Source organism: Photobacterium sp. R1, from assembly GCF_054600795.1.
The window spans coordinates 294,034-309,847 of the sequence record NZ_BAAHZP010000004.1; the positions used below are offsets into that span (position 1 = coordinate 294,034).

Below are 15,814 nucleotides of genomic sequence, written 5' to 3' on the forward strand. Positions count from 1 at the left end.
CCAGGAGTTGGTTGTCCGGTAATCGATTACTGCAACTGCTGGCGGGAGACATGAATGGTAGAACGCTTGTCCTGGAAAAAGCTGGTCAGAGAACTGGCTTTTTTTTATTTGCCCTGGGTCATCCTGGGTCTGATTTTCGGTTACATGCCCTGGTTTTTGCTGGCCGCCAGCTGGATTTTGCTGGGCTGGCATTGCCATCATCAACTGAAAATGTCCCGTTGGCTGTGGACCGATCGCAGCCTGACGCCGCCGTCCGGTTCTGGCAGCTGGGAGCCCTTATTTAACGGTATTTACCGTTTGCAGCAACGCAACCGCCGCCGCCGTCGCGAGCTGGCGACGCTGATCCGCCGTTTCCGCAATGGTGCGGAATCCCTGCCGGATGCCGTGGTGGTGTTCCGTAGTGAAGGCAATATTGTCTGGTGCACGAAACTGGCCCAGCAACTACTTGGCCTTCGCTGGCCGGAAGATGCCGGTCAGCCGGTCAGTAATTTGCTGCGTAGCCCGGATTTTGTCCGTTATCTGGCCCGTCAGGATTTTGAAGATCCGCTGGAAATCACCTCACCGCTGAACTACGACCGGACGCTGGAGCTGCGGATCATGCGCTACACCGAGGGAGAATACCTGATGGTGGTACGTGATATTTCTCAGCTCAAGCAACTGGAAGGCATGCGCCGCAACTTCTTTGCCAATGTGTCTCATGAACTGCGGACTCCAATGACGGTTTTGCAGGGCTATTTGGAAATGTCGCGTGACCCGGACATGCTGATTGGCCCGATGTGGGAAAAAGCCCATGGCGTGATGACAGAGCAGCTGACCCGGATGAATTCTCTGGTCGAACAATTGTTGACCCTGTCCAAAATTGAAGCCGCGCCGCATCTGGATCTGGAAGATAAGGTGGATGTCCCGGCGATGCTGGATGTGCTGGAGAAAGAAGCGATCTCACTCAGCGGCGATAAAGATCAGATCTTTGAATTTGAAGTCGACGAAGGTCTTCAGGTATTGGGGGATGCGGACCAGCTTCGCAGTGCCATCTCGAATCTGGTTTACAATGCGGTGAAACATACGCCACCGAAGTGTCAGGTGAAGGTGCGCTGGTTCCTGTCGCCGAAAGGGCCGCGGCTGGAAGTGACCGATACCGGCAGCGGGATTGAGCCTCAGCATATCCATCGGCTGACCGAGCGTTTTTACCGGGTCGACAAAGCCCGCTCCCGGGAAACCGGCGGCAGTGGTCTGGGGCTGGCGATCGTGAAGCACGCACTCAGCCATCATGATTCTTTCCTGGAAATTGAAAGTGTGGTCGGGCAGGGCAGTACCTTTTCCTTTACCCTGCCGCAACGGCTGACATCGAAAGCGGCCTGAAACCACAAGGCCGGGATGGAAAGTCCCGGCACAGAATTTTGGTAAACCGTGGTAACCCGATGACGGGTGGAGGCATCAGAGCAGTACATGAAACACAGAGGTTGGGGATTGAGAGGTATTCTGAGCGGGCTGTTATGCAGTGTGCTGATCATCGGGCAGGCAATGGCAGAGAGCCAGAGCGGGCTTTTATCTGAACCGGACACAGCATTGTCGCCGTATCAGAGTGTGCAAGGTGTGACGGGAACACTGAACTCAGTCGGATCGGATACTTTTGCCAATCTGATGACCTACTGGTCTGAAGCCTTTATGCATCTCTATCCGACGGTACATGTGCAGGTGCAGGCTGCGGGTTCATCAACGGCCCCGACAGCACTGACAGAAGCCACCGCTCAGCTGGGCCCGATGAGTCGTCCCATGAAGACCCGTGAAATTGCGGCGTTTGAGCATAATTACGGCTATCCGCCGACAGCAGTGCGGGTTGCAATTGATGCACTGGCGGTTTTTGTTCACGAAGACAACCCATTGCCCGGTCTCCGATTCCGGCAGCTGGATGCCGTGTTTTCCCGGACGCTGCGTTGCGGTGCTAACCAGCCTGTCACACACTGGGGTCAGCTGGGACTGACAGGCCGTTGGACTCAGCGGGATATTCAGCGGTTCGGGCGAAATTCGGTTTCCGGTACTTATGGTTACTTCAAGCAAAAAGCATTGTGTAACGGGGATTTTCGGCAGGATGTGAATGAACAGCCTGGCTCTGCTTCCGTAGTGCAGTCGGTATCGACGTCGTTAAATGCAATTGGTTATTCGGGGATTGGTTACCGGACGACAGGGATCCGGGCGATTCCGATTGCGCAGGGGGACGGGCCTTTTGTTGCTGCCACCAAGGAAAACGTGGCAAACGGCAGTTATCCGCTGGCCCGCTATCTTTATATCTATATTAATAAAGTCCCGGGCAAGCCGTTGCCAAAACCTGAAGCAGAATTTCTGCGCTTTGTGCTGTCTCAGCAGGGGCAGCAGATGGTTGATAAAGACGGTTATGTGTCGTTACCACCGGCGGTGGTGGCCAGAGAACTGGCTGCACTGGGGCTGGATTAATTCAGCACACAGAAAAAAAGCGGCTTTTCAGCCGCTTTTTTGATGGGTTAGTCCAATTCCTCAAGCGGATTGATCACAAGCTCCCAGCCGGCTTTTCGCCAGTAGTCCTGCTCTTTGGTCAGATCGGCGGCCAGCAGGCGGTTGTTGGTCTGCCAGCCATCGGGCAGGCTGAGCAGCCACTTTTCTTTATCCGCGGTCAGAACCATGGAAGGCAACGCTTCGTCAGTCCGCTGACCATGCAGGGCGACGGCCAGCCGTAACGCCCGGATCATCGGGTAGAGGTGCTTGCGTTTATAAATGCTCAGCTCGGGCATTTCGTCGAGTTTGAGTGATTTACGCTGAAAGCGGACTAAAGTTGCCAGAACGGTCTGCTCTTCCAGGTTGAAGCCCGGCATGGTGCTGTGACGCAGCAGATATGCGGAATGGCGGTGAAAGCCCGGATAACTGATGCTGAGTCCGACTTCGTGGAGCTGGGCTCCCCAGCTCAGTAAAGCGGCCAGCTCGGTGTGGGTGCCATTTGAGGTTGCCTGACGGTAGATCTGTTCAGCGGTATCCCGGACTCTGTTGGCCTGATCAATATCCACATTGTACTGAGTGGCCATGGCGATGGCTGTCCGGCTGCGGATATCACTGTGGCGAAACCGCTCTTCCATCTCATAGAGCAGACCTTCGCGCAATGCCCCATCAGAAAAAACCATACTCTCGATCTTCAGTGCACTGAAGACGGCACTCAGAATGGCTACTCCGGCTGCAAAGACGGGTTTTCGGTCATCCGTAAGCCCCGGCAGTGCCAGTTCATCACTGTGTTTGCAGGCTGTGACCAGTTTGACGACCTCTTCCAGTCGTTCTTTGGTAATGATGCCATCAGCATGACCCTGTGCGATGATCACTTCACGAATGGCTTTGATGGTGCCGGAGGCGCCAATGGCGGCTTCCCAGCCCAGTTTTTTGTACTGGCTGGCGATGCTTTCCATTTTCTGCAGCGCGGCCATCTGGGCATTCGCCATGGCTTTGGCGGAAATTTTTCCTTCGGGGAAGTAGTGCAGATTGTAACTGACACAGCCCATATGCTTGCTGTATTGCAGCTTGGGTTCAAATCCCTCACCGATAATCAGTTCAGTACTGCCGCCTCCGATATCCACGACCAGCTTCTGGCCGGGTTCATGCTGGGTATGGGCGACACCCAGAAAAATCAGCCGGGCTTCTTCGGTTCCCGGAATGATTTCAATCGGGTACGGCAGGACACTTTCTGCCCGCATCAGGAAGACCTGGGCATTCCGGGCCTGGCGCAGGGTATAGGTGGCGGCAATACGGACATTTTCCGGGTCAAACCCCTGAATCCGTTCGGCAAACATCGCCAGACAACTCAGGCCGCGCTGAATGGCGGCCTGATCCAGTTCCATGTTGTCATTCAGGCCGTCAGCCAGATGCACACGCTGTTTGTGGCGGCTGACGATCTGCAGGCTGTGGCCGACCACCCGGGCAACCACCATATGGAAGCTGTTGGAGCCCATATCGATGGCTGCGATTTCTCGGGGACGATCGATCTCTATCATGCGGCGTTTTCGTTATTCTCAGTAATGACGTTTTCAGCCTTCTGGCTGGCCTGTTTTTGCAGTTTTTTCTCTGATTGCTTCAGGTAATCGTAAATTTCAATCTGAGAGCGGATCTTGCGTTTGTTTCCGCGCGGCACGTACTCGTTGCCCATGGTTTTATCCAGCACCCGGGCTTTCACCGTATCGGAAAACTGGATGTTCAGAATATCAATGATCTTCTGTTTCAGTTCGGGCTGACGGATCGGGCAGCCGACTTCGATCCGGTTGTCGATGTTCCGGGTCATCCAGTCGGCGGATGAAATATAAATCTCCGGATCGCCATTGTTCTCAAAGACCATGACGCGCGGATGCTCCAGGAAGCGATCGACGATACTGATGATTTTAATGTTATCGCTGACGCCCGGGATATCCGGTACCAGAGAGCACATACCGCGGATGATCATATTGATCTTCACACCGGCGCTGCTGGCCTGATATAAGCGGTTAATCAGCCCTTTATCCACCAGGTTATTTATCTTCAGTGTAATGCCCGATGGCAGTTTTTGCTTGGCATTGGCAATTTCATTGTCGATCAGTTCGTACATCCGGCTGCGGGAGTTCCTGGGCGACACGATTAACTGATTGAATTTCACCGGACGATAAGGGTTCTGAATAAAACTGAACACCTGGCGGACTTCATTGGTCAGTTCAGGATCGGCGGTGAAGAGCGAAAAGTCGGTATAAATACGGGCGGTTTTCTCGTGGAAGTTGCCGGTTCCGACATGGGCATACCGGACGATCGCATCGTCCTCCTGACGCGTCACCAGACATAACTTCGAGTGTATTTTCAGCCCTGGGACACCGAATACGACACGCACATCTGATTCAGTCAGGCGTCTGGCCCACTCAATATTCGCTTCTTCATCAAAACGGGCCTGCAGTTCGACCACGACCGTGACTTGTTTGCCGTTGTTGGCGGCGTCAATCATGGAATCGATGATGCGAGAATTTTTCGCGACCCGGTAAATGTTGATGTGGATACTGCGGACCTTGGGGTCAAATGCGGCCTGACGGACAAATTCCGTCATGTGGTTAAAGGTGTGATAAGGGTAATACAGCAGAATATCCTGCGCCTTAATCGCCTCGAACGCATTTCGAGCACTGATAAACGGGTAACTTTCAAGTGGCGGGAGTGGCTTGTTCTCCAGATACTTACGGCCGATATTCGGGAAACTGATGAAGTCCTTGAAGTTATGATAACGGCCACCCGGAATGATACTGTCATAGCTGGAAACCTTGAGCAGATGGCACAGCTTTTCAATCATTTCACCCGGCATATCCCGCTGATACACAAAGCGAACCGGCATGGCCGTCAGACGCTGATTCAGACCTTCTGACATCTGCTCCAGAAGACTGTGATCGACTTCCTGACTGAGATCGTATTCAGCGTCCCGGGTCATTTTCATCGAGTAAGCAGACAGGCTGTCGTATTCGAAGAAACCACTGAAAATGTCATCCAGACAAAGCCGGATAATGTTATCCAGAAGAATCAGCGTTTTTCGGTTCTTCCCTTTCGCTTCAGGAACTTTGATGAATCGGGGTAATTGATCTGTCGGGATTTCCACCAGCGCATACTGGCTGGATTCGCCCTGTTTCATGTCAATTGCCAGATAAGAATATTCATCTTTCAGAAACTGCAGCAGCTCAATGTCGTCTGTAAGCAGGATCGGGGTGACATGCGGCAGAATCGTGTTGCGAAAATACCGTTTCAGCCATTCGGTCTGGTTTTCATCAATTTGCTGTTCATTGACCAGAAAAATATTGCGCCGGGCCATTTCCAGCAGGATTTCGTTATACAGGGTATCGAAATCCTGATTCATTTTTAGGACCCGGCTTTGAATCTTACTCAGCAGATGCTTGGCATTGTCATCGCCGCCACGTTCCTGGCTGATTAGAATGCGCCGTTTTACATCTGCGAAGCGAACTTTATAAAACTCATCCGTGTTGCTGGAAAAAATGCCCAGAAAACGGACGCGTTCAATCAGGGGAACGGACTTGTCCGCCGCTTCCTGCAGGACACGCTCGTTGAATGACAACCAGCTAAGTTCTTTGTCAATATACAGCGGTTCAGTACTCATAGTTTTCCTAACAAGAGCAATTAATGGACTTCTATACCCTCGGGTTCCTCAAAATCGATGGTCAGATCATCGGCCAGACTTTCCAGTTGTTGCTGGACCGTGGCAACCGTGAGTGTTGCAGGGATCTCGAGTTCGAACCACGCGGTGAAAATGGGATATCCCCAGTTGGGCGCACTGTGGGTATCCGTTTTCAGTTTATGGATGTTGATACCAAGCTCGCTCAGGCGGGTTGTGACCTCTTTGACAATGCCGGGACGGTCATTGCCGGTGACGGTCAGTGCCTGCAGCTGTTTGGGGGCCGGTGGGGTGTGGCTGTCTTCAGCAATATGAATGTTCAGCCCATCCAGTTTTGACATGGCCTGACGCAGCGATTTAACCGATTCTTCGGGGACATCCACCTGGAGGATCCCAGCGAACTGTCCGGCCAGCTTGCTCATGCTGCTGCCCAGCCAGTTTCCATGATGTTTGTAGACGGTGTCAGATAAAGATCCGACTAACCCCGGGCGATCCTGGCCGATGACAGTGATAACAAGATGTTTCATGTCGCGTCTCCTTCTGGTAGCGGTTCAATTCATTATCTGACCACCCTCAGTTTATGTCCAGACAGGATATGCATTGAGTTCCCAGAATCAGGCTGCCGTCATAAAGCCTTCAGATTATTCGTTTTTTGTGACAATTTGATGTCAACCTTCTAACTGCTGCACAGTTTCATCCGACAAATGAAAAACTTACCGCAGGTGTAATATAATTGTCATCTTGCAGACATATACTTTGTCAGTTTGTAATTTTCATGGGGTGAGAATGGCAGATGCCGGTGCATTTTTGACGAACGATAGCCGTCGCCGTCAGCTGAAAGACAGGGTGGCGCGTTTTAGTGTGATTGCCGGTGGAATTTCTGTCCTTCTGACTCTGGTTCTGATCTTTTTCTATCTGCTCTATGTGATCGTGCCAGTTTTTTCGCCAGCCCGGATCACATCTCTTCAGTCATTCACCGTGCCCTTGTCCGGTACGCAGGCTGTGCGTCTGAACGAGCAGAATACCTACGCCTTTCATTTTTCATCGGACGGACAGGTCAGTCTGGTATCGCTCGCCCATGCGGCGCATCCGGATACCCGTAAACATATATCCGTCATGGATCACCCGGTCAGTTTTGCTGCGGCATTGCCCCATGAGAACGTCTATGTGTATGGGAACGAGACTGGCGGGGTCAGTGTTATCAAGCCCTTGATCCGTCAGGGCGGTCTGAGTGTTTCTTATCCGTTGGATCAGGCATATATCCAGTTAGATCCTGAGCGTCAGCCCTTAGACCGGCTGGCTGTGTCTGTCCGGGATGAAACAGCAACACTGATCGGGCTGACCCGTGATCAGCGTCTGGTTGCGCTGACCTACCATCGCAGCCATGGACTGAATCCCGGGAACGATGCCTGGCAGGAACAAAGGGTGACGATGCCGGAAATCCCGGATGCCGTCACTGAAATGATTGCCACGCCTGACGGCCGCACACTCTATGTGCTGGCGGGACGGCAGGTGCTGGCCATTGATTTACAGTCACTTCAGGCCCGGATCCGTCTGCGACAGGATGTTGGTCCGGAAGATGCCGCGCCCGTTGCGATGACGGCCCTGTCTGGGGCGAATTCCCTGTTGATTACCGGCGCTGACGGCCGGGTGACCCAGTGGTTTGAAGTGGTGAAAGACGGGCAGCGCCAGCTGGTTGCAGCGCGAACCTTTGACGCGGAAGGCGGCGCGTTCAACCGTCTGGTGCCCGAATATTACCGGAAAGGTTTTTTTGCCCTGCAGGATGACGGGCTACTGAAGGTGTTTTTCACCTCGGACAACCTGGCACCGGTGCTGAGCCAGTCTCTGTTCAGTCAGGTGCCGGATCAGATGGTGGTTTCATCCCGTGCGGATCGCTTGCTCGCGATTACCGGTGAGCAATGGCAGCTGTTTCGCGTTGACAATCCTTATCCGGAAGTCAGCGTCAACAGTTTATGGCAGAAGGTCTGGTATGAAGGTTATCCGGAGCCGGACTATGTCTGGCAGTCGACGTCAGCGTCTGATGAAGCAGAACCCAAACTGAGCCTGATGCCGATTGTGTTCGGGACACTGAAAGCGGCGTTTTATGCGCTGTGTTTCGCCATTCCGCTGGCACTGGCTGGTGCGGTGTATACGGCGTATTTCATGTCCACGAAAATGCGCCGGGTGGTGAAGCCGACGGTTGAGATTATGGAAGCGTTACCGACGGTGATTCTGGGATTTCTGGCAGGGATCTGGCTGGCGCCTATTGTGGAAAATCACCTGATCGGTATTGTTCTGAGTCTGGTGTTCTTACCGCTGGCGATGATGGGAGTCGGGCTGGGATGGGCGATGCTGCCCGGCGGCTGGCACCGGCGGATCCCGACCGGGATGCATATTTTGCTTTTGATGCCGGTGTCAGTGCTTGCGGTTTATCTGTGTTTTTCGCTCAGCCCCTGGATTGAACAGGCTTTTTTTGCCGGCGATATTCGCAGTTATCTGACCAATGTCTGGGGAATCGGATACGACCAGCGGAATGCGCTGGTGGTCGGGATTGCCATGGGATTTGCGGTGATCCCGACGATCTTCACGATAGCTGAAGATGCGATTTATTCCGTGCCTTCACATCTGAGTCATGGCTCGCTGGCACTGGGAGGAACGCCCTGGCAGACCCTGACCCGCGTGGTCCTGCTGACGGCAAGTCCCGGGATCTTCTCGGCGGTTATGATGGGGCTGGGTCGTGCGGTCGGTGAGACGATGATTGTCCTGATGGCGACAGGCAATACGCCGCTGATGGACTGGAATGTGCTGGAAGGCTTACGGACGCTGTCAGCGACGATTGCGATTGAAATGCCGGAATCAGAAGTTGGCAGTGCCCATTACCGTGTGCTCTTTCTGGCGGCTTTTGTGTTGTTTGTCTTTACTTTTTTCTTCAATACCCTGGCGGAAATTGTCCGGCAGCGACTGCGTGAGAAATACAAGTCGCTGTGACGGCCGGGGGAAAGGCTGAGTTGCAGAATCAATGTTGAAATGGATGCGTTCCGGATCGCCCTGGATCTGGCTGACTGCAGGCTCAGTCAGTTTAAGTCTGCTGGCGGTTCTGGGACTATTACTGATGATTGGCTGGAAGGGATTGAGCTACTTCTGGCCGGCACCTGTGTACCAGTTTTCGGTCAGCATGGCTGACCGGGAGCAGGTCGTGCTGGGTGAAATTTATGAAACCAGAGCTGTACCGCGTCAGCAGCTGCTGGAAGCCGGGTATTCGCTGCAGGGAAACGACAGCCCGACCATTGATCGCTATTTGATTAAAACCGGAAACCGGGAACTGGCAGAGCTGGATTTCGTAACCGTGCTGGCAACCCAGATCCACTCGCAAACTGTCGCCCACGGGGTGGCGGTGATGGACCGGGTAAGAAACGGTAAGTTTTACGGTTACCCGCAGGCGGTTTTAGACGGCAGTACCCGGCATGAGGTTTCTTCACTGGCGTCGCTGGGAACATGGCTGACAGAAGCGGAAGTCATGCGCGAGGCCATCCGGGAGCTGAACGACAGTCAGTATATTCCGCTGTACCGGCAACTGGCCGGGATGAAAAATCAGCGTGGTCAGACGGCTCCGGAAACCTCGCGTCAGGCACTGCAGTCACAGCTTGAAAATGTTGAGCAACAGCTAAAGCAGATGAAGCAAAAGCTGGATGGGCAGGCACTGCTGGTCAGAGATGCACAAGGGCAGACAGTCCGGATTCCGCTGGCTGAAATTTTGTATCTCTGGTATCCCAACGATATGAAGTTCAGCGAAAAGGTCGCGCACTGGGGGCGCCAGGTCGGACACTTTGTGACCGATTCGCCTCGTGAAGCCAATACGGAAGGCGGTGTGTTTCCTGCTATTTTCGGCACCGTGCTGATGGTACTACTGATGAGCGTTATCGTGACGCCATTAGGGGTATTGGCCGCGATATACTTACATGAATACGCTGAGCAGAACCGGTTTACCCGTCTGATTCGGGTGGCGGTCATCAATCTGGCGGGTGTTCCGTCGATTGTGTACGGAGTTTTTGGTCTCGGCTTTTTTGTTTATATGATTGGCGGCACGATTGATGAGATTTTCTTTTACGATCAGCTGCCTGCCCCGACTTTCGGAACGCCGGGCATTTTATGGTCGGCACTGACACTGGCGATTTTGACCCTGCCCGTGGTGATTGTTTCTACAGAGGAGGGGCTGGCAAGGATCCCGCCTTCGATTCGCCACGGCTCGCTGGCTTTAGGGGCTACACAGGCTGAAACCCTGTGGCGCATCGTGATCCCAATGGCCAGCCCTGCCATCATGACCGGTTTGATTCTGGCGGTGGCAAGGGCTGCCGGTGAAGTTGCACCACTGATGCTGGTCGGAGTCGTGAAAATGGCGCCGTCCCTGCCGGTCGATGCTCAGTTTCCGTATTTACATTTAGATCGGAAGTTCATGCATCTTGGCTACCATATTTATGATGTGGGCTTTCAAAGTCCGAATGTTGAAGCAGCCCGGCCATTGGTGTATGCCACTTCGCTGCTGCTGGTCACTGTGATTGTGGGGCTGAACCTGACCGCGATCGGGATTCGTAATCACCTGCGGGAGAAATTCCGCGATCTGGAACAATAACGAGAAGGATGTAGATGTTTTCATTCAACGCCAGTATGGACTTGCTCAAGCCAGTCGATCTGACCGCATTACCCGAGGAGAAAACTGCCCTGACCATTGACGGGCTGGATCTGTTCTATGGTCAGAAACAGGCGCTGTATCATATCGACATGAAGATTGCCAAAGGGCAGGTGACGGCTTTTATCGGTCCGTCAGGCTGCGGTAAATCGACGCTTCTCCGTTGTATTAACCGAATGAATGAACTGGTGGAAGGATGCCGGGTGGAAGGTCAGATCCTGCTGCACGGCAGAAACATCTATGATCAGGATGTGGATGTTGCCTCATTGCGCCGCCGGGTAGGAATGGTGTTTCAACGGCCGAATCCGTTTCCTAAATCGATTTATGAAAATGTGGTGTACGGCCTGCGTCTGCAGGGGGTGAAAAACACCCGGGTACTTGATGATGCGGTGGAAAACTCACTGCGGGGCGCGGCTTTGTGGGACGAAGTCAAAGATCGGTTGCATGAAAATGCCTTTGGTCTGTCGGGGGGGCAGCAGCAGCGGCTGGTGATCGCCCGTGCAATTGCGATTGAGCCCGAAGTGATTCTGCTGGATGAGCCAACGTCGGCGCTGGACCCGATATCGACCCTGACCATTGAAGAGCTGATTAACGATCTCAAGAAAAAGTACACGGTGATTATCGTGACGCATAACATGCAGCAGGCTGCCCGGGTCTCGGACAATACCGCCTTTATGCACATGGGAGAGCTGGTGGAATATGCGTCTACCAATGATATTTTCACCACCCCGAAAGAGAAACGCACAGAAGATTACATTACTGGCCGGTACGGCTGAGGAGTTACAGATTGGATAATTTGAGTCTTAGCCGTCATATCTCCGGCCAGTTTAATGCAGAACTGGAAAGTATCCGCTCTCATGTGCTGGCGATGGGCGGACTGGTTGAGCAGCAACTGACGGATGCCCTGAAAGCTATGCACAAGCAGGATGTGGATCTGGCACGTCGGGTGATTAAGGACGATCACAAGGTCAATGCGATGGAGGTCGCGATTGATGAGGCCTGTACCCGGATCATTGCCAAGCGACAGCCGACAGCCAGTGATCTGCGTCTGGTGATTGCCATCATCAAAACCATTACGGATCTGGAGCGGATCGGGGATGTTGCGGAAAGCATTGCTAAAGTTGCTCTGGAAAACTTTACCAACAAGCAGTACAACCTGCTGGTATCACTGGAAGCACTGGGTCAGCATGCCGCCCGTATGCTGCATGAGGTACTGGATGCTTTTGCCCGGATGGATGTGAAAGCCGCGATCCGTGTTTATCAGGAAGACGACCGGATTGATAAGGAATATGAAGCGATCATTCGTCAGCTGATGACTTATATGATGGAAGATCCGCGTTCGATTCCGAATGTGCTGCAGGTGATGTGGTCAGCCCGGTCCATTGAGCGGGTCGGTGACCGGTGTCAGAACATCTGTGAGTACATTATCTATTTTGTGAAAGGGAAGGATATTCGTCATACCAGCCCGCAGGAAATGGAAAATTTTCTCGACAGTCATCGCTGAACAACAGGGAGCCAGAAGGCTCCCTGTTTGTCTGATAAGTCACTAGTCGCCATTTTTATCAAAACGATCAGGCACGAACGTCTGTTCATCCATCGGCGGACGAGAATAACCTTCCTGGTTGATCTCCGGCAGCACGATTTCAGGGTACTCAATGTCTTCGTAAGGGATCTGGCTCAGCATGTGGGATATGCAGTTGATGCGGGCTTTTTTCTTATCATCGCTATCGACCACCCACCAGGGGCTCTGTTTGGTATCGGTATGGGCAAACATCTTGTCTTTGGCCGCTGAATAATCTGCCCAGCGGGAACGGGATTCCAGATCCATCGGGCTGAACTTCCAGCGTTTGATGGGCGTGTTGATCCGCTCCAGAAAGCGTTTCTCCTGTTCTTCATCGGAAACGGAAAACCAATATTTGATTAAGATGATGCCAGAGCGTTGCAGCATACGTTCGAATTCAGGGCACGCAAGCAGAAACTCTTCGTACTCCTCGCCGGTACAAAAGCCCATCACCTTTTCGACGCCGGCTCGGTTGTACCAGCTTCGGTCGAACAGGACGATCTCACCCGCGGCAGGAAGTTGCTCGACATACCGCTGAAAATACCACTGGGAACGTTCTTTTTCTGTTGGCTTGGGTAAAGCGACGACCCGGCACACACGCGGGTTGAGCTTTTCCGTGATCCGCTTGATGGTGCCGCCTTTGCCCGCAGCATCCCGGCCTTCAAATATCACCACAATGCGCAAGCCTTCCTGCTTGACCCATTCCTGGCATTTCACCAGCTCGATTTGGAGAAGTTCGAGCGCTTCATCATAATCTTTCTTTTTCAATTTCTTACTTAAATCAAAACTACTCATATCTTACTCCGTTTTTATGGAACGGTGTGCACAGTTACTGGTATCATCCCGGCTGACTTTTATTGTTTCAAGTGCATATGTTTCAAAATGTTGCATCAAGCATAAGAGATACTGAAAGCAATATTCCGGTGAACTGTTTTTATCTGGCAATTGCTTGATTTTATATCAGTTCCAGCATTTTTCGGGACAAAGTGAGTAATGATGAAAACGCTCAAAAATTCAAGGGTAGTAAAATGAAGACGTTAGTAATTGGAGCGCTTGTATGTTTGTTTTTAGCTGGCTGTGGCGGCGATAAAAATAACCATTTTTCAGCCAGACAACAGTTAATTGAGCAAAATTGCCCTGACAACATGACCTGTGATTTTCTGCAGGTTCCTAAGGATTACTCACAGCCGGACGGGGATATGGTCGACATATTTTATGGTGTCCACCCTGCGCGCAATCCTGCTGAACGTATCGGCGCTTTGCTGATGAACTTTGGCGGGCCAGGAGCCGAAGCCGTTCAAAGTGCCGCTTACATGGCTGAGAGATTATTCCCTGCTGAAATTTTAGACCGGTTTGATATTGTAGGGATCGATCCAAGAGGGGCTGGTCTCAGTGCGTTCGCTGATTCGTTAACGCAATGTGCGGTTGCTGAATACAATGAAACAGGAAATTGTGAGAATACTTTCAGACAAATTGCGCCGTTTCTTGGCAGTAATTCTGTGGTTCATGATATTGACAGGCTTCGTGAAAAACTTGGTGATGAAAAGCTAACGTTCCTTGGGTATTCATACGGAACGCGTTTGGGAGCCTTGTATGCCAATACTTTCCCGGAGCGTGTTCGTGCCATCGTGCTGGATTCGCCGATGTCTCCTTCTCTGGCGAATAATATTGAAATCAGATTAGGTAATGCAGCCGGTTACGAGAAAATTGCCGCGTATCGGTTAGATTATAAGAATTTTCCGGACCGCGATGCCCGGTATCGTACCGTCATGGAAGCAGCGTTCGTCAATGGTAGCTATGCAGCTCTTGACGGAAATCTGGATAAAGAGGAAGTGGCTCAGGCGATGAACGCAACGGTGGCCAGAGAATCTGAGAATGAGTGGAAGATAATCAATTTCTCGCTGAGAAGCTTATTGGATGAAGATAAAAGGCGATCGCTGATCTTGGATTTAGCCTGGCTGCGTCGTAATAACCAATACTCACGGCTAGCTGCGGATGATCTCCGGGACAGTGCCTTGTTCCAGGCTGTTGTTTGTACCGATGAAAGGATCCCATTGTCAAATAGTGAGATTTTATCCTCTCAATACCGTTATGAAGATGCTTCAGCGTTGTATGGTAAATTAACCCATGAAGAAACAGCTGAACTTTGTCTGGGATGGCAAGCCCAGCGGGATCCGGTTGCGGATATGTCTGATCTGGGTTTGAAGTTAAATGGCCAGCAAATATTAGTCATTGGGGGCCAGTATGACCCGGCTACACCATATACCTGGGCGCAGGAAATGGTGCAGGCACTCGGAAATTCAGCGAGCTTCCTGACGATGCATGACTATGTGAATCATGGCTTTAGTTACAGCGATAACACGTGTATTGATCAGGCCACCACAAGTTATCTGATCAATCCGGAAGAGAAAATTTCGGATCGAGAGTGCTCGCGATACATCTGGTTTTCAGAGCGGTTTGGTAATCAGCCGAGGGTTCCTCATCCGGTTGATAAGATTAAAGGTTTTTAAATCACAGGCCTGCCAGATTGCAGGCCTTTTTTTGTTTGTCTTCGGCTGTCTATCTGAGTGCTTTGCGCACCGCCGCTATTTTCTCGCAGTCGGTGACCGGTATAGAAAAGTCATCCACGTCCTGACTTCCCATATGGGCTTCTGAGGCAAGATGAGTCATCTGACTTGGCCGTGTTGTCTTACCGGACAGGTGTAACTCTTTGACGCCGGTTCGGGACAGAATCTGTGAGGCGTTGTCGGCTGTGACGCCGGCGCCGGCCATAATGCTGAGTCGGTTGCCGCAGTAGCGGACCATGTCTGCTAGTATTTCAGCACCTTCCAGAGCCGATGCCTTCAGGCCGGATGTCAGTACGCGCTCACATCCGGCATTCATCAGGCTGTCCAGTGCTTCACGGTATTCGGTACACTGATCAATGGCGCGGTGGAAGGTCACGCCCAGTCCGTTTGCAGCTTGCATCAGTGCAGCGAGCTGGTTCGTATCGACCCGGCCATCCGGTGTTAACACGCCGAGTACCACGCCTTGCAAACCTGCCTGTCTGGCTGCATGAATATCGGCCAGCATGATTTCCATGTCTTCGCCGGAAAACAAAAAGTCGCCTTGTCGCGGCCGGATCATGGCGTAGACAGGCACACTCGACAGGCGTGCAGCCTGACGCATGAAGCCGGCACTTGGGGTGAGTCCGCCGAGTGAAAGAGATGAGCAGAGTTCGATGCGGGTTGCGCCACCTTGTTGTGCGGCATGAAGTGATTCAATGTTATCAATACAGACTTCAAGGTGAGTCAGCGGGAATGAGGTCATGAGACAGCCTTTCGCAATAAAATCCGGGTCGAGTGTAATCGGAGATGATGCAGGTGTCGAAGAGCGGGATCAACAAGTGTTGCGCAGACAGAAAAAATAAGCCCGGCACAAAGGCCGG

The 15,814-nt window shown here is 52.3% G+C and carries 12 protein-coding genes; 7 read left to right on the top strand and 5 right to left on the bottom strand.

All coding sequences use genetic code 11. From position 1 onward, the window contains the following. Positions 1-54 precede the first annotated feature (54 nt). Positions 55-1,359 carry a phosphate regulon sensor histidine kinase PhoR gene (gene phoR / locus ACYP03_RS09200; protein WP_248141237.1) on the top strand — a complete coding sequence of 435 codons (1,305 nt, stop codon included), beginning with the start codon at positions 55-57 and terminating at the stop codon, positions 1,357-1,359. Positions 1,360-1,446: 87 nt separating this feature from the next. Beyond that, a complete protein-coding gene (locus tag ACYP03_RS09205; RefSeq protein ID WP_459779333.1) occupies positions 1,447-2,451 on the top strand; it encodes a PstS family phosphate ABC transporter substrate-binding protein in 1,005 nt (334 codons plus the stop codon). 47 nt (positions 2,452-2,498) lie between these two features. On the opposite strand, the gene ppx is transcribed toward ACYP03_RS09205, so the two are convergent. The 3 genes from ppx to ACYP03_RS09220 are packed head-to-tail and all read right to left on the bottom strand — an operon-like array spanning position 2,499 to position 6,666. Next, positions 2,499-4,007, bottom strand: coding sequence for an exopolyphosphatase (ppx, locus tag ACYP03_RS09210; protein WP_330960577.1), 1,509 nt, complete (start codon positions 4,005-4,007; stop codon positions 2,499-2,501). Beyond that, positions 4,004-6,124, bottom strand: coding sequence for a polyphosphate kinase 1 (gene ppk1 / locus ACYP03_RS09215; RefSeq protein WP_459779335.1), 2,121 nt, complete (start codon positions 6,122-6,124; stop codon positions 4,004-4,006). The genes ppx and ppk1 overlap by 4 nt, the downstream gene beginning before the upstream one ends. 20 nt (positions 6,125-6,144) lie before the next feature. Beyond that, positions 6,145-6,666, bottom strand: coding sequence for a glycine cleavage system transcriptional repressor (locus ACYP03_RS09220; RefSeq protein WP_248141234.1), 522 nt, complete (start codon positions 6,664-6,666; stop codon positions 6,145-6,147). 259 nt (positions 6,667-6,925) lie between these two features. Between ACYP03_RS09220 and ACYP03_RS09225 the strand changes: the two genes are divergently transcribed. From ACYP03_RS09225 to phoU, 4 genes are read left to right on the top strand one after another with little or no spacing between them, the layout of a single operon-like run. Further along, entirely contained in the window at positions 6,926-9,127 is a 2,202-nt protein-coding gene (locus ACYP03_RS09225; protein WP_459779337.1) for an ABC transporter permease subunit, read from the top strand. Positions 9,128-9,158: 31 nt separating this feature from the next. After that, positions 9,159-10,769 carry a phosphate ABC transporter permease PstA gene (gene pstA / locus ACYP03_RS09230; RefSeq protein WP_459779341.1) on the top strand — a complete coding sequence of 537 codons (1,611 nt, stop codon included), beginning with the start codon at positions 9,159-9,161 and terminating at the stop codon, positions 10,767-10,769. A 14-nt stretch (positions 10,770-10,783) separates the two neighbouring features. Further along, positions 10,784-11,602, top strand: a complete 819-nt coding sequence (gene pstB, locus ACYP03_RS09235) for a phosphate ABC transporter ATP-binding protein PstB (protein ID WP_248141231.1) — start codon at positions 10,784-10,786, stop codon at positions 11,600-11,602. Positions 11,603-11,613: 11 nt separating this feature from the next. Beyond that, positions 11,614-12,330 (top strand): phosphate signaling complex protein PhoU, encoded by a 717-nt coding sequence (gene phoU, locus ACYP03_RS09240; RefSeq protein ID WP_248141230.1) that lies wholly within the window; start codon positions 11,614-11,616, stop codon positions 12,328-12,330. Positions 12,331-12,372: 42 nt separating this feature from the next. Here phoU and ppk2 read toward each other — a convergent pair whose 3' ends face one another. After that, positions 12,373-13,182, bottom strand: a complete 810-nt coding sequence (gene ppk2 / locus ACYP03_RS09245; RefSeq protein WP_459779344.1) for a polyphosphate kinase 2 — start codon at positions 13,180-13,182, stop codon at positions 12,373-12,375. A 191-nt stretch (positions 13,183-13,373) separates the two neighbouring features. Here ppk2 and ACYP03_RS09250 point away from each other — a divergent pair, with 191 nt between their 5' ends. After that, complete coding sequence (locus ACYP03_RS09250; RefSeq protein ID WP_459779346.1) at positions 13,374-14,897, top strand: alpha/beta hydrolase; 1,524 nt, start codon at positions 13,374-13,376, stop codon at positions 14,895-14,897. 49 nt (positions 14,898-14,946) lie between these two features. On the opposite strand, the gene ACYP03_RS09255 is transcribed toward ACYP03_RS09250, so the two are convergent. After that, on the bottom strand, positions 14,947-15,696 hold the full coding sequence (locus ACYP03_RS09255; RefSeq protein WP_459779348.1) for a copper homeostasis protein CutC: 750 nt from the start codon (positions 15,694-15,696) through the stop codon (positions 14,947-14,949). Positions 15,697-15,814 lie beyond the last annotated feature (118 nt).